7 protein-coding genes are annotated in these 24180 nt (G+C 60.9%); 5 read left to right on the forward strand and 2 right to left on the reverse strand.

From position 1 onward, the window contains the following. The first annotated feature begins 265 nt into the window (after positions 1-265). The 3 genes from ACFWHB_RS08510 to ACFWHB_RS08520 all read left to right on the forward strand — a co-directional run bounded on the left by ACFWHB_RS08510 (position 266) and on the right by ACFWHB_RS08520 (position 18180). A complete protein-coding gene (locus tag ACFWHB_RS08510) occupies positions 266-16777 on the forward strand; it encodes a retention module-containing protein (RefSeq protein WP_395949943.1) in 16512 nt (5503 codons plus the stop codon). An 87-nt stretch (positions 16778-16864) separates the two neighbouring features. Next, positions 16865-17422 (forward strand): hypothetical protein, encoded by a 558-nt coding sequence (locus ACFWHB_RS08515; RefSeq protein ID WP_139744669.1) that lies wholly within the window; start codon positions 16865-16867, stop codon positions 17420-17422. A gap of 56 nt (positions 17423-17478) precedes the next feature. Next, positions 17479-18180, forward strand: a complete 702-nt coding sequence (locus ACFWHB_RS08520) for an SIMPL domain-containing protein (RefSeq protein ID WP_139744668.1) — start codon at positions 17479-17481, stop codon at positions 18178-18180. A gap of 227 nt (positions 18181-18407) precedes the next feature. Here ACFWHB_RS08520 and ACFWHB_RS08525 read toward each other — a convergent pair whose 3' ends face one another. Further along, a complete protein-coding gene (locus ACFWHB_RS08525; RefSeq protein ID WP_395949944.1) occupies positions 18408-19784 on the reverse strand; it encodes an amino acid permease in 1377 nt (458 codons plus the stop codon). A 355-nt stretch (positions 19785-20139) separates the two neighbouring features. On the opposite strand from ACFWHB_RS08525, the gene ACFWHB_RS08530 reads away from it, so the two are divergent. Next, on the forward strand, positions 20140-20433 hold the full coding sequence (locus ACFWHB_RS08530) for a hypothetical protein (protein WP_395949945.1): 294 nt from the start codon (positions 20140-20142) through the stop codon (positions 20431-20433). A gap of 109 nt (positions 20434-20542) precedes the next feature. Here the strand turns inward: ACFWHB_RS08530 and ACFWHB_RS08535 are convergent, their stop codons facing one another. After that, entirely contained in the window at positions 20543-21355 is an 813-nt protein-coding gene (locus ACFWHB_RS08535) for a posphoenolpyruvate synthetase regulatory kinase/phosphorylase PpsR (protein ID WP_042649732.1), read from the reverse strand. A 308-nt stretch (positions 21356-21663) separates the two neighbouring features. Here ACFWHB_RS08535 and ppsA point away from each other — a divergent pair, with 308 nt between their 5' ends. Further along, complete coding sequence (gene ppsA / locus ACFWHB_RS08540; RefSeq protein WP_395949946.1) at positions 21664-24036, forward strand: phosphoenolpyruvate synthase; 2373 nt, start codon at positions 21664-21666, stop codon at positions 24034-24036. Positions 24037-24180: the final 144 nt, after the last annotated feature.

Below are 24180 nucleotides of genomic sequence, written 5' to 3' on the forward strand. Positions count from 1 at the left end.
ACGCTATCATATTGAAAGGGCCCCAATGAGGGCCCTTTTTTATATCCATTTAGAATATATGAAGGTGCTTTGCTGCGATGAACATGCAGAAGGGCTGAAAGGCGAGTTGTTAGTGTATTGATTTGTCTGTGTAAAAAATATTCATTCGATTCGCTGCATCGGATGAAGCCAAACAGATTCAATGTTGTACATTTTTGCAACTGAAGCTCGATGGGCGCGCATCTAGAGTGTAGGCATCAAGATCTGTCACCCTGGAGCAATGGATATGCGCACCCAAATCATCGACAAAACCGTCGTCGTCTCTTCCGTGGAAGGCAATGTTCAGATCCTGCTTGCCGATGGCAGCAGCCGTCCTCTCCAGCCTGGCGAGATATTGCAACCGGGCGCCAAGCTCAATATTGCCGACGATGCGAAATTGATGTTGGCACCCTACGATGACAACCCCGGGCAGGCCGCAGCTGCCCCCGCCGAGACAGATACACCGGCCGAAGGGCAACCCTCATCATCGGCCGAGAACAGCAACCTCCCTCCAGAAATTGCGGCCTTGCAAGAATCCATCCTGCAAGGGGTCGACCCGACCAAGGACTTTGAAGCCGCCGCAGCCGGCGGGGCGCCTGCCGCTGGTGGGGGTGGCGGCATCGGCGGGGTCGCGGGGGCCAGTGGCAACGGCGGCTTTGTCGTCATCGATCGTGTCGGTGATGCGACCATAGCCGAGGCCGGATTTGATACCAGTTATGACGCCTTGCTCGATCAGAATGTGCTGCAGGAAGACGATCTTCTGCCAGAGAATGAGCTCGATGATCTGGATGAATCTGAAGTCACCCAGGAAGACCAAGCCATCAGTGGCAACCTGCTGCTCAACAGCAGCAACTCGGATGGCCCTCAAGACACATCGATTGTTTCCTATAGCTGGGGCAGCAACATCGGCATTCTGGCCGGTGTCGAGAGCTCATTGGACGGGATAGGCACCCTCATCATCAATGCCGACGGCTCCTACACCTTCACTCCGGCACTCAATTACACAGGCCCTGTGCCGCCAGCCAACTACATAGTGACAGATGGCGACGATACCAATAACTCCATTCTGACCATTACCATTACCCCCACGGATGAAACAGTCTCCTTGGGCGGGCTGCAGGTCGAAGGGGGCGAGCTTGTTCTGAATGAAGCGGCACTGGCCGATGGCAGCAGCCCGGATGCTGCTGGCCTGACCAAGAGCGGCGCCTTCACCTTCAACGCGGCAGATGGCATCCAGAGCCTGGCTCTGGGTGGCGTGGTACTCATCAGTAACGGTCAGGTCATCAGCAGTTTCCCGCAGGCGATCCCGAGCCCTCTGGGCAATCAGCTGTTGGTGACAGGCATCAGCTACAACCCGGTGACAGGCGCCGGCACTGTGACCTACAGCTACACCCTGAGCGATAACGAGGCTCACACCCAGCCTGCCAATGACACTGCCCTGACCGAGAGTTTCAACGTCGCGCTGACGGACAGCGACGGTGACAGCACCAGCGCCAGTCTGGATGTGGTGATACTGGATGACGTACCCAGCGTGCGCCTGCTCCCTGGGGCCGGTGAGCTGGGTGTGGTCAGCGTGGATGAGAGCTTGCCTGCCTTGGATGGTGCAGACAGCGATGGCATAGGTAGTGCGACCCTGGCGGCAGCCGTGGTGCAAGCCCAGTTCAGCCATGCCTTCGGTGCGGACGGGGCGGGCAGCATCGGCTACAATCTGGCCCTCAGCGGCAGCAATGTGGCGAGCGGCCTCTATGCGGTTGATCCGCAGGCCGCCAATGGCCAGGGCACTCAGATAGTGCTCAATCAAGTGGGCAATGTCATCACCGGCAGCGCCAACGGGGTGAGCTACTTCACCCTCACCATAGATCCGGCCACTGGCGCCGTGACCCTGAACCTGCTGGACAATGTCTGGCACGGCAATACCGGCAATCACGATGACAGCGTCAGCCTGACGTTGAACAGCGGTGTGTTGACCCTGGTGCAGACAGTGACCGATGCCGATGGCGACAACGCCAAGGCCAGCATCGATCTGGGGACCGGCGGCGTGTTCCGCTTCGAGGACGATGGCCCGGCTTCAGGCTTGGCCGTCGAGTTCCAACGTCCAGGCTCCATTGTGGTGGATGAGAGCCTACCAGTCCTGGATGGGGCAGGTAGTGATGGTATTGCAAGCGCGGTGTTGAGTGGTGCCGCCGTACAGTCCCAATTTACTCATGCCTTCGGTGCGGACGGGGCGGGCAATATCGGCTACAACCTGGCCCTCAATGGCAGCAATGTGGCAAGCGGCCTCTATGCGGTTGACCCGCTGGCCGCCAATGGTCAGGGCACTCAGATAGTGCTCAATCAAGTGGGCAATGTCATCACCGGCAGCGCCAACGGGGTGAGCTACTTCACCCTCACCATAGATCCGGCCACTGGCGCCGTGACCCTGAACCTGCTGGACAATGTCTGGCACGGCAATACCGGCAACCACGATGACAGCGTTAGCCTGACCCTGAACAGCGGTGTACTGACCCTGGTGCAGACAGTGACCGATGCCGATGGCGACAACGCCAAGGCCAGCATCGATCTGGGCGTCAACGGGACGTTCCGCTTCGAGGACGATGGCCCGACCGCAGGACTGGCCGGTGAGGCCCCGAGTCTGGGGTCGGTGAAGGTGGATGAGAGCCTGCCGGCGCTGGGCGGTGTGGGCGGTGACGGTATCGTCAGCGCGACCCTGGCTGCCGCTACGGTGCAAGCCCAGTTCAGCCATGCCTTCGGTGCGGACGGGGCGGGCAGCATCGGCTACAACCTGGCCCTCAATGGCAGCAATGTGGCGAGCGGCCTCTATGCGGTTGATCCGCAGGCCGCCAATGGTCAGGGCACTCAGATAGTGCTCAATCAAGTGGGCAATGTCATCACCGGCAGCGCCAACGGGGTGAGCTACTTCACCCTCACCATAGATCCGGCCACTGGCGCCGTGACCCTGAACCTGCTGGACAATGTCTGGCACGGCAATACCGGCAACCACGATGACAGCGTCAGCCTGACCCTGAACAGCGGTGTGCTGACCCTGGTGCAGACAGTGACCGATGCCGATGGCGACAACGCCAAGGCCAGTATCGATCTGGGCGTCAACGGGACGTTCCGCTTCGAGGACGATGGCCCGACCGCAGGACTGGCCGGTGAGGCCCCGAGTCTGGGGTCGGTGAAGGTGGATGAGAGCCTGCCGGCGCTGGGCGGTGTGGGCGGTGACGGTATCGTCAGCGCGACCCTGGCCGCCGCTACGGTGCAAGCCCAGTTCAGCCATGCCTTCGGTGCGGACGGGGCGGGCAGCATCGGCTACAACCTGGCCCTCAATGGCAACAATGTGGCGAGCGGCCTCTATGCGGTTGATCCGCTGGCCGCCAATGGTCAGGGCACTCAGATAGTGCTCAACCAAGTGGGCAATGTTATTACTGGCAGCGCCAACGGAGTGAGCTACTTCACCCTCACCATAGATCCGGCCACCGGTGCCGTGACCCTGAACCTGCTGGACAATGTCTGGCACGGCAATACCGGCAGTCACGATGACGGTGTCAGCCTGACCCTGAACAGCGGTGTGCTGACCCTGGTGCAGACAGTGACCGATGCCGATGGCGACAACGCCAAGGCCAGCATCGATCTGGGCGTCAACGGGACGTTCCGCTTCGAGGACGATGGCCCGACCGCAGGACTGGCCGGTGAGGCCCCGAGTCTGGGGTCGGTGAAGGTGGATGAGAGTCTGCCGGCGCTGGGCGGCGTGGGCGGTGACGGTATCGTCAGCGCGACCCTGGCCGCCGCTACGGTGCAAGCCCAGTTCAGCCATGCCTTCGGTGCGGACGGGGCGGGCAACATCGGCTACAACCTGGCCCTCAATGGCAGCAATGTGGCGAGCGGCCTCTATGCGGTTGATCCACTGGCCGCCAATGGCCAGGGCACTCAGATAGTGCTCAACCAAGTGGGCAATGTCATCACCGGCAGCGCCAACGGGGTGAGCTACTTCACCCTCACCATAGATCCGGCCACGGGCGCCGTGACCCTGAACCTGCTGGACAATGTCTGGCACGGCAATACCGGCAACCATGATGACAGCGTCAGCCTGACCCTGAACAGCGGTGTGCTGACCCTGGTGCAGACAGTGACCGATGCCGATGGCGACAACGCCAAGGCCAGCATCGATCTGGGGACCGGCGGCGTGTTCCGCTTCGAGGACGATGGCCCGACCGCAGGGCTGGCAACTCAGGCCCCGAGTCTGGGGTCGGTGAAGGTGGACGAGAGTCTGCCGGCGCTGGGTGGCGTGGGCGGTGACGGTATCGTCAGCGCGACCCTGGCCGCCGCTACGGTGCAAGCCCAGTTCAGCCACGCCTTCGGTGCGGACGGGGCGGGCAACATCGGCTACAACCTGGCCCTCAATGGCAGCAATGTGGCGAGCGGCCTCTATGCGGTTGATCCGCTGGCCGCCAATGGTCAGGGCACTCAGATAGTGCTCAACCAAGTGGGCAATGTCATCACCGGCAGCGCCAACGGGGTGAGCTACTTCACCCTCACCATAGATCCGACCACGGGCGCCGTGACCCTGAACCTGCTGGACAATGTCTGGCACGGCAATACCGGCAATCACGATGACAGCGTCAGCCTGACCCTGAACAGCGGTGTGCTGACCCTGGTGCAGACAGTGACCGATGCCGATGGCGACAACGCCAAGGCCAGCATCGATCTGGGCGTCAACGGGACGTTCCGCTTCGAGGACGATGGCCCGACCGCAGGACTGGCCGGTGAGGCCCCGAGTCTGGGGTCGGTGAAGGTGGATGAGAGTCTGCCGGCGCTGGGCGGCGTGGGCGGTGACGGTATCGTCAGCGCGACCCTGGCCGCCGCTACGGTGCAAGCCCAGTTCAGCCACGCCTTCGGTGCGGACGGGGCGGGCAATATCGGCTACAACCTGGCCCTCACTGGCAGCAATGTGGCGAGCGGCCTCTATGCGGTTGATCCGCTGGCCGCCAATGGCCAGGGCACTCAGATAGTGCTCAATCAAGTGGGCAATGTCATCACCGGCAGCGCCAACGGGGTGAGCTACTTCACCCTCACCATAGATCCGACCACGGGCGCCGTGACCCTGAAGCTGCTGGACAATGTCTGGCACGGCAATACCGGCAATCACGATGACAGCGTCAGCCTGACCCTGAACAGCGGTGTGCTGACCCTGGTGCAGACCGTCACCGATGCCGATGGCGACAATGCCAAGGCCAGCATCGATCTGGGCGTCAACGGGACGTTCCGCTTCGAGGATGATGGTCCGACCGCAGGACTGGCCGGTGAGGCCCCGAGTCTGGGGTCGGTGAAGGTGGACGAGAGCCTGCCGGCACTGGGCGGTGTGGGCGGTGACGGTATCGTCAGCGCGACCCTGGCCGCCGCTACGGTGCAAGCCCAGTTCAGCCACGCCTTCGGTGCGGACGGGGCCGGCAACATCGGCTACAACCTGGCCCTCAATGGCAGCAATGTGGCGAGCGGCCTCTATGCGGTTGATCCGCTGGCCGCCAATGGCCAGGGCACTCAGATAGTGCTCAATCAAGTGGGCAATGTCATCACCGGCAGCGCCAACGGGGTGAGCTACTTCACCCTCACCATAGATCCGGCAACGGGTGCCGTGACCCTGAACCTGCTGGACAATGTCTGGCACGGCAATACCGGCAGTCACGATGACAGCGTCAGCCTGACCCTGAACAGCGGTGTGCTGACCCTGGTGCAGACAGTGACCGATGCCGATGGCGACAATGCCAAGGCCAGCATCGATCTGGGGACCGGCGGCGTGTTCCGCTTCGAGGACGATGGTCCGACCGCAGGGCTGGCAACTCAGGCCCCGAGTCTGGGGTCGGTGAAGGTGGATGAGAGTCTGCCGGCGCTGGGCGGCGTGGGCGGTGACGGTATCGTCAGCGCGACCCTGGCCGCCGCTACGGTGCAAGCCCAGTTCAGCCATGCGTTCGGTGCGGACGGGGCGGGTAACATCGGCTACAACCTGGCCCTCACTGGCAGCAATGTGGCGAGCGGCCTCTATGCGGTTGATCCGCTGGCCGCCAATGGCCAGGGCACTCAGATAGTGCTCAACCAAGTGGGCAATGTCATTACCGGCAGCGCCAACGGGGTGAGCTACTTCACCCTCACCATAGATCCGGCCACTGGCGCCGTGACCCTGAAGCTGCTGGACAATGTCTGGCACGGTAATACCGGCAGCCATGATGACAGCGTCAGCCTGACCCTGAACAGCGGTGTGCTGACCCTGGTGCAGACAGTGACCGATGCCGATGGCGATAACGCCAAGGCCAGCATCGATCTCGGGACCGGCGGCGTGTTCCGCTTCGAGGACGATGGCCCGACGGCCGGGTTGGCAACTCAGGCCCCGAGTCTGGGGTCGGTGAAGGTGGACGAGAGCCTGCCGGCGCTGGGCGGCGTGGGTGGTGACGGTATCGTCAGCGCGACCCTGGCCGCCGCTACGGTGCAAGCCCAGTTCAGCCATGCGTTCGGGGCGGACGGGGCGGGCAGTATCGGCTACAACCTGGCCCTCACTGGCAGCAATGTGGCGAGCGGCCTCTATGCGGTTGATCCGCTGGCCGCCAATGGTCAGGGCACTCAGATAGTGCTCAACCAAGTGGGCAATGTCATTACCGGCAGCGCCAACGGGGTGAGCTACTTCACCCTCACCATAGATCCGGCCACGGGCGCCGTGACCCTGAAGCTGCTGGACAATGTCTGGCACGGTAATGCCGGCAGCCATGATGACAGCGTCAGCCTGACCCTGAACAGCGGTGTGCTGACCCTGGTGCAGACGGTGACCGATGCCGATGGCGACAACGCCAAGGCCAGCATCGATCTGGGGACCGGCGGCGTGTTCCGCTTTGAGGACGATGGTCCAACGGCCGGGTTGGCAACTCAGGCCCCGAGTCTGGGGTCGGTGAAGGTGGACGAGAGCCTGCCGGCGCTGGGCGGCGTGGGTGGTGACGGTATCGTCAGCGCGACCCTGGCCGCCGCTACGGTGCAAGCCCAGTTCAGCCATGCGTTCGGGGCGGACGGGGCGGGCAGTATCGGCTACAACCTGGCCCTCACTGGCAGCAATGTGGCGAGCGGTCTCTATGCGGTTGATCCGCTGGCCGCCAATGGCCAGGGCACTCAGATAGTGCTCAACCAAGTGGGCAATGTCATCACCGGCAGCGCCAACGGGGTGAGCTACTTCACCCTCACCATAGATCCGGCCACTGGCGCCGTGACCCTGAAGCTGCTGGACAATGTCTGGCACGGTAATACCGGCAGCCATGATGACAGCGTCAGCCTGACCCTGAACAGCGGTGTGCTGACCCTGGTGCAGACAGTGACCGATGCCGATGGCGATAACGCCAAGGCCAGCATCGATCTGGGGACCGGCGGCGTGTTCCGCTTCGAGGACGATGGCCCGACGGCCGGGTTGGCAACTCAGGCCCCGAGTCTGGGGTCGGTGAAGGTGGACGAGAGCCTGCCGGCGCTGGGCGGCGTGGGTGGTGACGGTATCGTCAGCGCGACCCTGGCCGCCGCTACGGTGCAAGCCCAGTTCAGCCATGCGTTCGGGGCGGACGGGGCGGGCAGTATCGGCTACAACCTGGCCCTCACTGGCAGCAATGTGGCGAGCGGCCTCTATGCGGTTGATCCGCTGGCCGCCAATGGTCAGGGCACTCAGATAGTGCTCAATCAAGTGGGCAATGTCATTACCGGCAGCGCCAACGGGGTGAGCTACTTCACCCTCACCATAGATCCGGCCACGGGCGCCGTGACCCTGAAGCTGCTGGACAATGTCTGGCACGGTAATACCGGCAGCCATGATGACAGCGTCAGCCTGACCCTGAACAGCGGTGTGCTGACCCTGGTGCAGACAGTGACCGATGCCGATGGCGACAACGCCAAGGCCAGCATCGATCTGGGGACCGGCGGCGTGTTCCGCTTCGAGGACGATGGCCCCGTGCAGTCTGGTAATGGGCAAGGCCCCACTGTGCATGGCTCGGTACAGGAGGATGCCCTGACACTGGCTGGCGGTGCTCCCCATGAGGGCAACCATGAAGGGCCCGGGCAGACCACCACGGTCAGTGATACTTCGGGCTCTCTGAATACCTTGGTGGAATTCGGGGCCGATGGTCCTGGCGTATTCAGTCTGTCGAATAACGTCAGTTCACTGGTCTCACAAGGGCTGAGCAGCGGTGGCGTGGCGCTGAGTTATAGCGTGGCGGGCAATGTGTTGACAGCAACCGCAGGCGGGACAGTGATCTTCACCTTGACCGTGGCTGCTGACGGTGATTACTCCTTCACCCTGAAGGGACCGCTGGATCATCCTGTCAAGGAAGGGTTGCCGAATGGCGATAATGAGTTGCTGCCGGTACCTATCGACTTCTCGGGTGTCCTGGTTGCTACCGATGGGGATGGTGATCGGGTCCAGGGCTTCACGAAAGGGTCATTCGTCATCGATGTGCAGGATGATATTCCTGTGGCCCAAGATGACTACGCTACCGTGCTTGCCGGTCAGTCTCAGAACATCAATATGGTATTCGTGCTCGACTTCAGCGGCAGTATCGACAATAGCGAGCTGAACATCATGCTGGATGCAGTACGTACTGCAGGACAGGCGCTGTTCAATACCTCTGGTGGCCAAGTCAAGATCCAGATCGTGGCATTTTCCGGCGATTCTATTGCTTATCTGCCAACCGATAATGTCACCGCGTTCACTAATCTGGTTAATTCGTTGAACCCACAGGAGCCCGGCGGTATACGTCCATTCAATGGCAGCACCGACTTCACCGATGCCATTGAGCAGACCATGATCTCTTACACGCCCATCCCGGGTTGGAGTAACCAGGTGGTCTTCATCAGCGATGGTGACCCCAATGAACAAACCGGCCCAGGTGGTGCTTCACTCACCAACACGGTGGCAACCAACTGGAACAATTTCGTCGATACCAACCTAGTCAATGTCACCACCATAGGCATTGGCAATGGGATCAATGATGTCCGCCTGCAAGAAGTCGACCTGGATGCCGGCCCGAACAACATGCCGCTGCGGGTTAATAACTTCAGTGACCTAGTCAACACCCTGCTCAATCAGGTGATAGGCGGCCTGGTGCAAGGCAATGTGCTCAGCGGCTCAAACAATGTCGTGGGTGGTGGGGACGATGATGCCTATGGCGCTGATGGTCCAGGTTATATCCAGTCCATCAAGATTGGCGCGACCACCTACAGCTGGGACGGGGTGCTCGATGGCGATCAGCAGCTGACGGCCGTCACTACTCCCGCGGGTGGCAAGCTGAGCTTCAACTTCTCCACTGGGGCATGGAGTTATCAAGCTCCCGCCAATGTGAATGGTGATCTCACCGAAGACTTCCAATACATCCTGATCGATAAGGACGGCGATCCGGCCACGGCCACCCTGCATCTGTATGTCGAAGATGTGGGCTCGGTGCAGGCTTATGTCGATGAGGATGAGTTGCCAAGTGGGATCACCGATAGTGACAGCGTCACCAATAGCGTCAGTGGCACCGTTGCCCCCTTGATTGTCGGCCCGGACAATTCCGCGACCATCAGCCTCAACACTAATACCAGTGGTGTAACCCCGGCCAGTTCGGGTGGCGTGGCGCTGGTCTATACGGTAGTGGGTGATACCCTGACTGCCACGGCCAATGGGGCGACTGTGTTCACACTTCAGGTCGGTTCAAATGGCAGCTATCAGTTCAACTTGGTCAAGTCGCTGGATCATCCGCTGGGTAATGGCGATGACAACGAACTGCTGACCCTGGATTTCACCAGCATCCTGAAGGCCACAGGCGGCACTGGCACCTTGGCCGGCAGCTTCCTGATCCATGTCGAAGACGATGTGCCAATGGCCAACAACGATGCGGACAGCGCCGTCGAAGGGGTGTTCACCCCGGTCACCGGCAACGTCATCACCGGGCTGGGTACCACGGGCGGTGCCGGTGGTGCGGGGGCTGACGTCAAAGGGGCAGACGACGCGGCGGTCAGCCAGGTCGTCGGCTTCAATGGCAGCACCGACAGCAACGCATCGGGTGGCTTCACGGTCACGGGCCAGTACGGCAACCTGACCATGGGCCCGGATGGCGAGTACAGCTACACGCTGACCGCGACCTCAGTCCCGGTCGGGGCAACAGACGTGTTCACCTACACACTCAAGGATGGTGACAACGACACAGACCCGGCGACCCTGACCATCAACATCGGTCAGGATACCCGTACGCCAGTGCTGACCATCGGCAATGCAACGGTGGATGAAGAGGGTCTGCCGGTACGTGGCAGCGAGCCGGCCGGTTCGGCGGCCGTAGGCAACTCCGAGATATTCACCGGCAGTTTCACCGTCAATACGCAAGGTGAGAACCTCACTGCACTGACCATTGGTGGTGGGATCTACAACCTGGTCAGCGGCGGCAGCCAGACGCTGGTAGACAACGCGCAGGGGACGCTGGTCGTGACCGGGGTGACCGGTCCGAGCGGTGGGCCGTTCTCGGTGAACTACACCTACACGCTCAAGGACAATGTGCTCACGCACAGCGTGCAAGGGGATGATGACACGGTCAATGGCCCGCTGTTCGTGGTGTCAGCCACGGATGCCACGGGGGATGTTGGTACCGGTAATCTCCAGGTGGTCATCAGCGATGATGCCCCGACAGCCAACAACGATGCGGACAGCGCCGTCGAAGGGGTGTTCACCCCGGTTACCGGCAACGTCATCACCGGGCTGGGTACCACGGGCGGTGCCGGTGGTGCGGGGGCTGACGTCAAGGGGGCAGACGACGCGGCGGTCAGCCAGGTCGTCGGCTTCAATGGCAGCACCGACAGCAACCCGTCGGGTGGCTTCACGGTCACGGGCCAGTACGGCAACCTGACCATGGGCCCGGATGGCGAGTACAGCTACACGCTGACCGCGACCTCAGTCCCGGTCGGGGCAACAGACGTGTTCACCTACACACTCAAGGATGGTGACAACGACACAGACCCGGCGACCCTGACCATCAACATCGGTCAGGATACCCGTACGCCAGTGCTGACCATCGGCAATGCAACGGTGGATGAAGAGGGTCTGCCGGTACGTGGCAGCGAGCCGGCCGGTTCGGCGGCCGTAGGCAACTCCGAGATATTCACCGGCAGTTTCACCGTCAATACGCAAGGTGAGAACCTCACTGCACTGACCATTGGTGGTGGGGTCTACAACCTGGTCAGCGGCGGCAGCCAGACGCTGGTAGACAACGCGCAGGGGACGCTGGTCGTGACCGGGGTAACCGGTCCGAGCGGTGGGCCGTTCTCGGTGAACTACACCTACACGCTCAAGGACAATGTGCTCACGCACAGCGTGCAAGGGGATGATGACACGGTCAATGGCCCGCTGTTCGTGGTGTCAGCCACGGATGCCACGGGGGATGTTGGTACCGGTAATCTCCAGGTGGTCATCAGCGATGATGCCCCGACAGCCAACAACGATGCGGACAGCGCCGTCGAAGGGGTGTTCACCCCGGTCACCGGCAACGTCATCACCGGGCTGGGTACCACGGGCGGTGCCGGTGGTGCGGGGGCTGACGTCAAGGGGGCAGACGACGCGGCGGTCAGCCAGGTCGTCGGCTTCAATGGCAGCACCGACAGCAACGCATCGGGTGGCTTCACGGTCACGGGCCAGTACGGCAACCTGACCATGGGCCCGGATGGCGAGTACAGCTACACGCTGACCGCGACCTCAGTCCCGGTCGGGGCAACAGACGTGTTCACCTACACACTCAAGGATGGTGACAACGACACAGACCCGGCGACCCTGACCATCAACATCGGCCAAGATACCCGTACGCCAGTGCTGACCATCGGCAATGCAACGGTGGATGAAGAGGGTCTGCCGGTCCGTGGCAGCGAGCCGGCCGGTTCGGCGGCCGTAGGCAATTCCGAGATATTCACCGGCAGTTTCACCGTCAATACGCAAGGTGAGAACCTCACTGCACTGACCATTGGTGGTGGGGTCTACAACCTGGTCAGCGGTGGCAGCCAGACGCTGGTAGACAACGCGCAGGGAACGCTGGTCGTGACCGGGGTGACCGGTCCGAGCGGTGGGCCGTTCTCGGTGAACTACACCTACACGCTCAAGGACAATGTGCTCACGCACAGCGTGCAAGGGGATGATGACACGGTCAATGGCCCGCTGTTCGTGGTGTCAGCCACGGATGCCACGGGGGATGTTGGTACCGGTAATCTCCAGGTGGTCATCAGCGATGATGCCCCGACAGCCAACAACGATGCGGACAGCGCCGTCGAAGGGGTGTTCACCCCGGTCACCGGCAACGTCATCACCGGGCTGGGTACCACGGGCGGTGCCGGTGGTGCGGGGGCTGACGTCAAAGGGGCAGACGACGCGGCGGTCAGCCAGGTCGTCGGCTTCAATGGCAGCACCGACAGCAACGCATCGGGTGGCTTCACGGTCACGGGCCAGTACGGCAACCTGACCATGGGCCCGGATGGCGAGTACAGCTACACGCTGACCGCGACCTCAGTCCCGGTCGGGGCAACAGACGTGTTCACCTACACACTCAAGGATGGTGACAACGACACAGACCCGGCGACCCTGACCATCAACATCGGTCAGGATACCCGTACGCCAGTGCTGACCATCGGCAATGCAACGGTGGATGAAGAGGGTCTGCCGGTACGTGGCAGCGAGCCGGCCGGTTCGGCGGCCGTAGGCAACTCCGAGATATTCACCGGCAGTTTCACCGTCAATACGCAAGGTGAGAACCTCACTGCACTGACCATTGGTGGTGGGATCTACAACCTGGTCAGCGGCGGCAGCCAGACGCTGGTAGACAACGCGCAGGGGACGCTGGTCGTGACCGGGGTGACCGGTCCGAGCGGTGGGCCGTTCTCGGTGAACTACACCTACACGCTCAAGGACAATGTGCTCACGCACAGCGTGCAAGGGGATGATGACACGGTCAATGGCCCGCTGTTCGTGGTGTCAGCCACGGATGCCACGGGGGATGTTGGTACCGGTAATCTCCAGGTGGTCATCAGCGATGATGCCCCGACAGCCAACAACGATGCGGACAGCGCCGTCGAAGGGGTGTTCACCCCGGTCACCGGCAACGTCATCACCGGGCTGGGTACCACGGGCGGTGCCGGTGGTGCGGGGGCTGACGTCAAGGGGGCAGACGACGCGGCGGTCAGCCAGGTCGTCGGCTTCAATGGCAGCACCGACAGCAACGCATCGGGTGGCTTCACGGTCACGGGCCAGTACGGCAACCTGACCATGGGCCCGGATGGCGAGTACAGCTACACGCTGACCGCGACCTCAGTCCCGGTCGGGGCAACAGACGTGTTCACCTACACACTCAAGGATGGTGACAACGACACAGACCCGGCGACCCTGACCATCAACATCGGTCAGGATACCCGTACGCCAGTGCTGACCATCGGCAATGCAACGGTGGATGAAGAGGGTCTGCCGGTACGTGGCAGCGAGCCGGCCGGTTCGGCGGCCGTAGGCAACTCCGAGATATTCACCGGCAGTTTCACCGTCAATACGCAAGGTGAGAACCTCACTGCACTGACCATTGGTGGTGGGATCTACAACCTGGTCAGCGGCGGCAGCCAGACGCTGGTAGACAACGCGCAGGGGACGCTGGTCGTGACCGGGGTAACCGGTCCGAGCGGTGGGCCGTTCTCGGTGAACTACACCTACACGCTCAAGGACAATGTGCTCACGCACAGCGTGCAAGGGGATGATGACACGGTCAATGGCCCGCTGTTCGTGGTGTCAGCCACGGATGCCACGGGGGATGTTGGTACCGGTAATCTCCAGGTGGTCATCAGCGATGATGCCCCGACAGCCAACAACGATGCGGACAGCGTCGTCGAAGGGGTGTTCACCCCGGTCACCGGCAACGTCATCACCGGGCTGGGTACCACGGGCGGTGCCGGTGGTGCGGGGGCTGACGTCAAGGGGGCAGACGACGCGGCGGTCAGCCAGGTCGTCGGCTTCAATGGCAGCACCGACAGCAACCCGTCGGGTGGCTTCACGGTCACGGGCCAGTACGGCAACCTGACCATGGGCCCGGATGGCGAGTACAGCTACACGCTGACCGCGACCTCGGTCCCGGTCGGGGCAACAGACGTGTTCACCTACACACTCAAGGATGGTGACAACGACACAGACCCGGCGACCCTGACCATCAACATCGGTCAGGATACCCGTACGCCAGTGCTGACCATCGGCAATGCAACGGTGGATGAAGAGGGTCTGCCGGTCCGTGGCAGCGAGCCGGCCGGTTCGGCGGCCGTAGGCAACTCCGAGATATTCACCGGCAGTTTCACTGTCAACACGCAAGGCGAGAACCTCACTGCACTGACCATTGGTGGTGGGGTCTACAACCTGGTCAGCGGTGGCAGCCAGACGCTGGTAGACAACGCGCAGGGAACGCTGGTCGTGACCGGGGTAACTGGTCCGAGCGGTGGGCCGTTCTCGGTGAACTACACCTACACGCTCAAGGACAATGTGCTCACGCACAGCGTGCAAGGGGATGATGACACGGTCAATGGCCCGCTGTTCGTGGTGTCAGCCACGGATGCCACGGGGGATGTTGGTACCGGTAATCTCCAGGTGGTCATCAGCGATGATGCCCCGACGGCGAATGCCGTGACCAATGCCGGTCAGGCTACTCAGGTGCAAAACACCAACCTGATGCTGATCCTCGATATCTCCGGCAGTATGGATGAATCATCTGGGTATCAGGGCATGAGTCGGTTGCAGGTCATGCAGAAGTCGGCACTGGAGCTGCTCGATAAATACAGTGCCTACGGCAATGTGATGGTTAACATCATCACCTTTGCTACCTTGGCATCCAATCCCACAGGGACCTGGGTGAGCGTCGATGCGGCCAAGACGATCATTCTTGGCCTGTCGTCGACAGATTCGACAAACTACGATGATGCACTGAACGATGCCATCAACGCCTTTGCGGCGAGCAACAAGATAGTCGGAGCGCAAAACGTCTCCTACTTCATGTCGGATGGCTTGCCCAACGCGAGCAACGTCAGCAACCCAGCCACTGTTCCGGATGGTGCCAACAGCTTGGGTGATGGTGATGGGATCAGTGCCGCGAACGAGAAAGATTGGACTGACTTCCTGACGGCGAACAACATCAACTCCTTTGCGCTTGGGATGGGGTCTGGGGCTACTCAGTCGGCGCTCAATCCCATCGCCTACAACGGTGTCAGTGGTGCTAGCCCGGCGAACACCACAGCGGTGGTGGTGACGGACTTCAGCCAGCTGGCAGCCACGCTGCTCAGCACAGTTGTGGCGCCCCCCCTGTCCGGACAACTGATCGATGGGATAACAGCGAGTACCGGGGCTGACGGTGGCTGGGTCAATTCCATCACAGTTGCGGGCGTCACTTACACCTACAACCAGAAGACTGACTCAGCTAGCTCAAACACTGCAGCCGGTACCTTTAATACGACGACCAACGAATGGTCAATCACGGTTGCCGGGGGCATCCTCAAGGTGGACATGGACAACGGTGTATATACCTATACTCCGCCATCATCCATACCGGTTGGTGGTATCAATCAGAGCTTTGGCTACAGCGTGATCGATAACGATGGGGATACTGCGTCCAGCACCTTGTCCATCATCGTCAATCCGGCGGTAGGTCCTACCGTGGTGCGTGATGACTTCATCATCACCAATCAGGATCCGTCTACCATCCCGGATTGGGCCCTGCTGGTGAACGATACGGGGCCGCTGGCGGCTACCCAGACGATCATAGGGGTCTCGGGCGCGGTCAGTGGTACGGTAACCGACAATGTGGGCTCGGTGACCTTCGATGATACCTCGGGCAATATCACACCCAACACTTACCAAGGGTCCTTCAACTACACCAACAGCACGACCTCGGATACTGCCAAGGTGTTTGTGGATGTGCAGGGCGGGACGCTCACCGGGAGCTATCTCGACGAGATCCTGATTGGTGGATCTGGTGATGAGACGCTCAACGGCAATGCCGGCAACGACATCCTGCTCGGTGGTGGCGGCAACGATGGGTTGAACGGTGGAGATGGCAACGACATCCTCGTCGGCGGCGCAGGCAACGATACCTTGAACGGTGGTGCTGGCAACGACACTGCCAGTTACATCGACATCACAGGTGGCGTCGGTGTCACTGTGATAGTCAATGGCAACAACCAGGCTACCGGTGGCGCCGGCGCCGACAGTCTGAGCAACATGGAGAACCTGGTCGGCTCGATGTTTGGTGACACTCTGACAGGTGATGGCAGTGCCAACATCCTCAGCGGTCTGGCCGGCAATGACTCCTTGATAGGAGGCGGTGGCGACGACTTGCTAATAGGTGGTATGGGCAGTGACACCCTGACAGGCAATGCTGGCAAGGATACCTTCAAGTGGCAGGCGGGAGATGCCGGTGGTACCGACACCATCATGGACTTCACCACAGGGGCCAATGGGGATGTACTGGATCTGAGCGAACTGCTCAGTGGCGAGCACGCCAATGCAGCGTCCTTGGATCAGTACCTGAACTTTGCATCAGGTCCGGGGGTGAATAAATCGACCTTGACGATCGATCTGGATGGTTCGGGGAGTGGTACCACGACTCACAGTATCTTCTTTGACAATGTGGATCTGACGGCCAATTCGACACGGACCGATCTGCAAATCATTCAGGACCTGTTGAACCAAGGCAATCTCAAGGTCGATCCTTAATCAAACCATGGGGGCCGGGTTTGCCCGACCCCTGTTATTTGATGAAGTGGACGGCTAAGATAGCGGCAGTATCAGGAGAGGGTCACCATGCAGTCATTCAACTGGGTCGACATCGATGGCATTCGCTATAGCTGGGATGGGCAGGACAACATCGTCTGCTCCGGCCGCTTTGGCTATCAGGCCGCGATGACGGGTGACAAGCTCAATGGTCTGGAGCTGGAGAGTGAGGATGGCGATGTGGCGGGGCTGCTCAATGTGGACTTTGCCGCCTCCAGCATCAGCTTTACGCCGGCAGAGGATGCTCCCTTGCCTCACATGGTGGTGCTGGTTGGCCATGAGTGGGGGCAGCAGGAGTACTCGCTGCAGAGCTTGAGCGACAGCTCCTTGCAGGGGCTGCTCAGCCATGGTGAAGAGCTTGACTGGAGTAGTCTGGCGGTGGTGACGGCTTCCGAGCCGAGCATGCCATCCCAGGGTCACGTTCTGTCGTGGGATTCATTCCATTTCGAGGATGAGTCTCTGCTCGGGGCCGAAGTTCCGTCGTCCGTGATCGCGAGCCATGGCAATCCCCTTGGAGGAGAGATCAGCATCAATATCGACATGACCAATCAGGTGCTGGAGCAGATCCCTCCATTGCACGATATATGAATCCCAATCGACGACGTGCATAATGACCTCCATCTAATCGATGGAGGTTTTTTTCTATGTGGCGTCCCCTTCTTACCCTGTCTGCGCTCGTTGTCAGTGCCCCGCTGCTTGCCATCGAGGTGCCCCAGGCTCCCCATCTGGTGGTCAGCGGTTACGCGGAGCAGAAGGCAGAGCCCGACATGCTGACGCTCAACGTCGCCGTGACCGCCCTGGAGAAACAGGGCATCAAGGCCAAGCAGCAGGTGGATACCAAGGTTGCCGCCTTCTTTGGTCAATTGGAGAGCCTCGGCATCAAGCGCAGCGATGTGGAGGCCGGCAATCTGGTGATCTCCCCCGAGTACCAGTATCCGCAGAACAAGCAGCCAGAGATGGTGGGCTATCGTGCCCAGCGCCAGCTGGCGGTCAAACTCTACCAGCTCGACAAGCTGAGCCAGCTGATGGACACCGCCCTCAAGGCGGGTCTGGAGTCCGTCTCCCAGATTGAGTACGGCCTCAAGTCACCACAGGTCATCAAGGAGCAGGCGCGTCTTGGTGCTGTGGCAGATGCCACCAGCAAGGCGGAATCCCTGGCCAAGGCCTTTGGCATGAAGCTTGGCAAGGTGTACAGCGTCGAGTATCGCAACAGCTCGCCCATGCCGGTCTATAGCCGAGCCATGAAGGCTGCCGCAGCACCCGCCGCCGACATGGCGGAGAACAGCTACCAACAGCAGCAGATCAGCATCACGGACAACGTGGAAGCCGTCTTCCTGCTGGAATGATGGACCCTTCAACCGACCCTGATCTCTCCAAACCCGAGGCTTCAGCCTCGGGTTTGTCGTTATGGAGGCCCTGATCATGGAAGCTGAATGGCAACGCCCAGAGGACGCTCTTATCTGGGCAGGTCCGGGGCAGGGGAGTGATGGACGACTTCGCCCATGCCAGGGGATCTGGCGCATAAAAAAATGCCGGTCACTGACCGGCATTTTTGCAAGAGGAGCAGGGAGGCTTAGCCCAGATTGGCGGCGACCCGTTCCTGGCGCTTCTGCTTGAACAGATAGCCCAGACCCAGCACCAGTACCCAGGCCGGGATCAGCTCGACCGAGATGCGGGTGCCGTCGTTCATGTACATGATCACCAGGATGGCGGCCATGAAGGCGAGGCAGAGGTAGTTGCCAAAGGGGCTCCAGAGCGCCTTGAACTTGGTAGTCACCCCTTCGGCAGCCTTGACCTTGCGGAACTTGAGGTGGGCGAGGCTGATCATGGCCCAGTTGATGACCAGGGCGGAAACCACCAGCGACATCAAGAGGCCGAAAGCCTTGCCCGGGATCAGGTAGTTGATCAGCACGCAGAGCAAGGTGGCTGCTGCAGAGATGGTGATGGCGGTCAGGGGAACACCGCTCTTGTTAGTCTTGAGCAGGGCCTTGGGACCGTTGCCCTGCTTGGCCAGGCCAAACAGCATGCGGCTGTTGCAGTAGACACAGCTGTTGTAGACGGAGAGCGCCGCAGTCAGCACCACCAGGTTGAGCACGTTGGCCACCAGGTTGCTGTCGAGAGCATGGAAGATCATCACGAAGGGACTGCCGCCTTCGACCACCTTGCCCCAGGGGTAGAGGGAAAGCAGCACGGTCAGAGCGCCGATATAGAAGATGAGGATACGGTAGATCACCTGATTGGTGGCCTTGGGAATGCTCTTCTCGGGATTGTCCGCTTCTGCCGCCGTGATGCCGACCAGCTCCAGACCACCGAAGGAGAACATGATGAAGGCCATGGCCATCACCAGGCCGCCCACCCCGTTGGGGAAGAAGCCGCCCTGGGCCCAGAGGTTGCTGACCGTGGCCTCGGGACCGCCGGTGCCGGAGAACAGCAGGTAACCACCGAAGCCTATCATGCCGAGGATGGCCACGACCTTGATGATGGCGAACCAGAACTCCATCTCGCCAAACGCCTTGACGTTGGAGAGGTTGATGGCGTTGATCAGCACGAAGAAGAAGGCCGCCGACATCCAGGTCGGGATATCGGGCCACCAGTACTGCACGTAGATGCCGACTGCCGTCAGCTCCGCCATGCTCACCAGCACGTAGAGCACCCAGTAGTTCCAGCCGGAGGCGAAACCGGCGAAGTCACCCCAGTACTTGTAGGCGAAGTGACTGAAGGAGCCGGCCACCGGCTCTTCCACCACCATCTCGCCGAGCTGGCGCATGATGAGGAAGGCGATGAAGCCGCCGATGGCGTAACCAAGCAGTACCGAGGGGCCTGCCATCTTGATGGTGTCGGCAATGCCGAGGAACAGGCCGGTACCTATGGCACCGCCCAGTGCGATGAGCTGGATGTGGCGGTTTTTCAGGCCGCGCTTGAGCTCTTCGCCGTCTTGTTGAAGATCCATTCTTCCTTCCTTACGTCGCTGAATTCACTCGTCTCGCGCCTCGTCTGCCATGGCACCTCCTGTGCCCGGCGCGGCATCTTGTGCCGAAAACGTGACGAAATCCGTATTAATATCGTTACGGTTTGCCGCGCACTGTTTTTTATGGCGGCTACCAACCCGAGCAGAATAGTGATAATCGACCGCTCGTGCACCTTTTTTCCTCATCATTGGTTTGCTTTGTGGCCAATGTTCAGGTTTTTCATGATCTGGGAAGGGGTTTTGGAAGTGATTGCTGGTTTTATGGTCAGTTGGTTTTGGTGCTATTGACCTGGTGGTGGTTTGATGAGCTAGTAGCCCTTTTCAAGGAAGGACTCATATGATCGAAGGTATTGTCGGTGGCTTGCTGCTCGCCACGCTCTGGCTGGGGATCTGGCTCTCCCCTATGTTGTTGACCATGGCAGCGGCCTGCTTGATGGTCTGGGGATGGCAGGGGGCGGATTATCTGGTGAACAACGTCGCCATGGTGCTGACGCTCGCCGCCGGGCTTGGCCTGCTACCCGCCTGCTGGTTGAGCGATCGGGTACGCAAACGTCACGGTTTGCTGCGTTTTCATGGCATCTTGATGAACAATCGGGAGCTCAACAAGCCCGGCTCCCGTCCTCGCCCCTGATCCTCATGACGCCGACGGTTCCACCGGCGTCATTTCTCCCTGTCTTGCTGTCTTATTATCTTGCCACTCGCCAATCTGATAGTGCTTGATATGGCTATTTTCATGCGGGCTAGCAGAGTTGGCGGCGAAGGCCGGTTGCCTCCAGGATCTTGGCGCTGATCTCCTCCACCGAGTGGGAGCTGGTGTCGAGGAAGCGGATCGCCTCCTGGCGGAACAGCCGCTCCACGCTTGCCAGCTCCTGCTCGCACTGCTCGAGAGAGGAGTAGCGACTGTTGGCGCGGCGCTGGTTGCGGATCTCGTGCAGCCGCTGGGGGGCTATGGTGAGACCGAACAGCTTGTGGCGGTTGGCCTTGAGCGGGGCGGGCAGCTCCAGCGAGCCCATGTCCTGCTCGATAAAGGGGTAGTTGGCGGCACGAATGCCAAACTGCAGTGCCAGATAGAGGCTGGTCGGCGTCTTGCCGCAGCGGGAGACCCCGATGAGGATGATGTCGGCTTCGTCATACTCCTTGGTGGTGATGCCGTCGTCGTTGCTGAGGGCGAAGTTGACTGCCTCGATGCGATCGTCATAGAGCTTGCGGTTCTCCATGCCGTGGGTGCGATGGAGCCTGGGCTCGGCCTTGATCCCGAGCTCCTGCTCGAGGGGGCTCACGAAGGTGTTGAGAAAATCGTGGCTGCTGGCCTGGGCCTTGAGCACCTCTTCCCGCACCTGGGGGTCGACTATGGTGTGAAACAGTATGGGTCGCACCCCGGTCTGGCGAAATTGTTCATCGATGCGGGCCCGCACCTGGCGCGCCTTTTCCTGGGTCTCCACGAAGGGGATGGTGACCTGTTCGAAGACCAGCGGAAACTGGCTCAACACGGCATGACCGAACACCTCGGCGGTGATGGCGGTGCCGTCGGATACATAGAATACGGTGTGCACAGCGGACTCCTGTGGTGTGCTCCTGGGGGGTTGCGAGCAATCAGTATCTCTCGAAACCATATCTCTTTTGTCAACAGGTCTGCCATTCCCAAGTTGTGAACTCGCTTGCAAACCTGAGTCGTTACCTTTTTGTGTCGGTATTGTAGAATGCCTGTGTCAAACGGCCATCCCCAACTCTTGCTCGGGGATTTTTTTGACAATAAGTAGAAAACGTTTTCATGGTCGTTGGCAACAGACACTAACAAAAACACACGACTTGGCACAGCTGGTGCGTTGACACCCTGGCCCACCAACCTGGAGACATGCAAATGCAACAGTACGTACTCTGGTACGAACAGCTCGGTATGCAGGACGTAGAGCGCGTCGGCGGCAAGAATGCATCCCTTGGCGAGATGATCAGCAACCTCTCCGGTGCCGGCGTGTCCGTGCCGGGCGGCTTTGCGACCACCGCCTTTGCGTTTAACGAGTTTCTGGAGTTAAGCGGCCTCAACGGCAAGATCCACGACCTGCTCGACAGCCTGGATGTGGATGACATCGCCGCCCTCAACCGGGCTGGTCAGCAGATCCGTGACTGGGTGGTGGACGCCCCCTTCCAGCCTGCGCTGGAGCAGGCGGTGCGCGAGGCCTATGACAAGCTGAGCGCTGGCCTCGAGGCTTCCTTTGCTGTGCGCTCCTCCGCCACCGCCGAAGACATGCCGGACGCCTCCTTCGCCGGTCAGCAGGAGACCTTCCTCAACGTGCGCGGCATAGACTCTGTCATGACCGCCATCAAGCATGTGTTTGCGTCGCTCTTCAACGATCGCGCCATCTCCTACCGGGTGCATCAGGGCTATGACCACAAGGGCGTTGCGCTCTCGGCCGGGGTGCAGCGCATGGTGCGCTCGGACTTGGCCGCCTCCGGCGTCATGTTCACCCTGGACACCGAATCCGGCTTCAACGACGTGGTCTTCATCACTGGCGCCCAGGGTCTCGGTGAGATGGTGGTGCAGGGGGCCGTCAACCCGGACGAGTTCTATGTGCACAAGCCGACCCTGAAATCGGGTCGCCCCGCCGTGGTGCGCAAGACGCTGGGCTCCAAGCTCATCAAGATGACCTACTCCGAGGACGCCGGTCACGGCCGTCAGGTGAAGATAGTCGACACCCTGGATGCCGAGCGCAACCGCTTCTGCATCACGGATGAGGAAGTGATGGCGCTGGCGAAGCAGGCCCTCATCATAGAGCAGCACTACGGCCGCCCGATGGACATCGAGTGGGCCAAGGATGGTCAGGACGGTCAGCTCTATATCGTTCAGGCCCGTCCGGAAACCGTGCGCAGTCGCCAGGAGGCGAATACGCTGGAGCGTTTTGCACTCAAGCAATCCGGCAAGGTGCTGATCGAGGGGCGTGCCATCGGCCACAAGATTGGCTCTGGCCCGGCGCGGGTCATCTCCTCCATCAGCCAGATGGACGAGGTGCAGCCCGGCGACGTGCTGGTCACCGACATGACGGATCCGGACTGGGAGCCCATCATGAAGCGGGCCTCCGCCATCGTCACCAATCGGGGCGGCCGCACCTGCCACGCCGCCATCATAGCTCGTGAGCTCGGCATCCCGGCCGTGGTCGGCTGTGGCGATGCCACCGACCGCATCGAGGCGGGTCAGCTCATCACCGTCTCCTGCGCGGAAGGGGATACCGGCTTCATCTACGACGGCGAGCTCGACTTCGACGTGGCGGTGACCGAGGTGGGCAACATGCCGCGCCTGCCCATCAAGATCATGATGAACGTCGGCAACCCGGACAGGGCCTTTGATTTTGCCCAGTTGCCCAATGCCGGCGTGGGTCTGGCCCGTCTCGAGTTCATCATCAACCGCATGATAGGGGTGCACCCCAAGGCGCTGCTGGAGTTCGACAAGCAGAGCCCTGAGCTGCAGGCCACCATAGCCAAGATGATCGCCGGTTACGACAGCCCCCGTGAATACTACGTGGCCAAGCTGAGTGAAGGGATCGCTACCCTGGCCGCCGCCTTCTGGCCGGAGCGGGTCATAGTGCGGATGTCGGACTTCAAGTCCAACGAATACGCCAACCTGGTGGGGGGCCGTGGCTACGAGCCCCACGAAGAGAACCCCATGATCGGCTTCCGGGGCGCGTCGCGCTACATCGCCGACAGCTTCCGCCCCTGCTTCGCCCTCGAATGCGAGGCGATGAAACGGGTGCGCGACGTCATGGGCCTGACCAACGTCGAGGTGATGATCCCCTTCGTGCGCACCGTGGGCGAGGCGGAGCAGGTGGTGGAGATCCTGGCGGAGAACGGCCTGCGCCGCGGCGAGCGGGGGCTGAAAGTCATCATGATGTGCGAGCTGCCCTCCAACGCCCTGCTGGCGGATCAGTTCCTGCAACATTTCGATGGTTTCTCCATCGGCTCCAACGATATGACCCAGTTGACCCTGGGGCTGGACCGGGATTCGGGCCTCATCGCCCACCTGTTCGATGAGCGCAACGAGGCGGTCAAGGCGCTGCTGGCGATGGCCATCGCCGCGGCCCGCAAGGCTGGCAAGTACGTCGGCATCTGCGGCCAGGGCCCGTCCGATCACCCGGACTTCGCCGCCTGGCTGGTCGAGCAGGGCATAGATTCTGTGTCGCTGAATCCGGATACCGTGGTCGACACCTGGCTCTATCTGGCCGAGCAGAATAAGGCTGGCTGAGCCAGCACAGGCAGCTCCCTACCATAATCCATGACGGCACCTTCTCGGTGCCGTTTTTTATTACCAACATGGTGCTGTGTTGATGATGCGTTCATGCAAGATGAAATGGACCTGATCTCTCTCGCTCTATATGGGAGTGTTATC

This window comes from Aeromonas mytilicola subsp. aquatica (assembly GCF_044336385.1).
Taxonomy (GTDB): domain Bacteria; phylum Pseudomonadota; class Gammaproteobacteria; order Enterobacterales; family Aeromonadaceae; genus Aeromonas; species Aeromonas rivipollensis.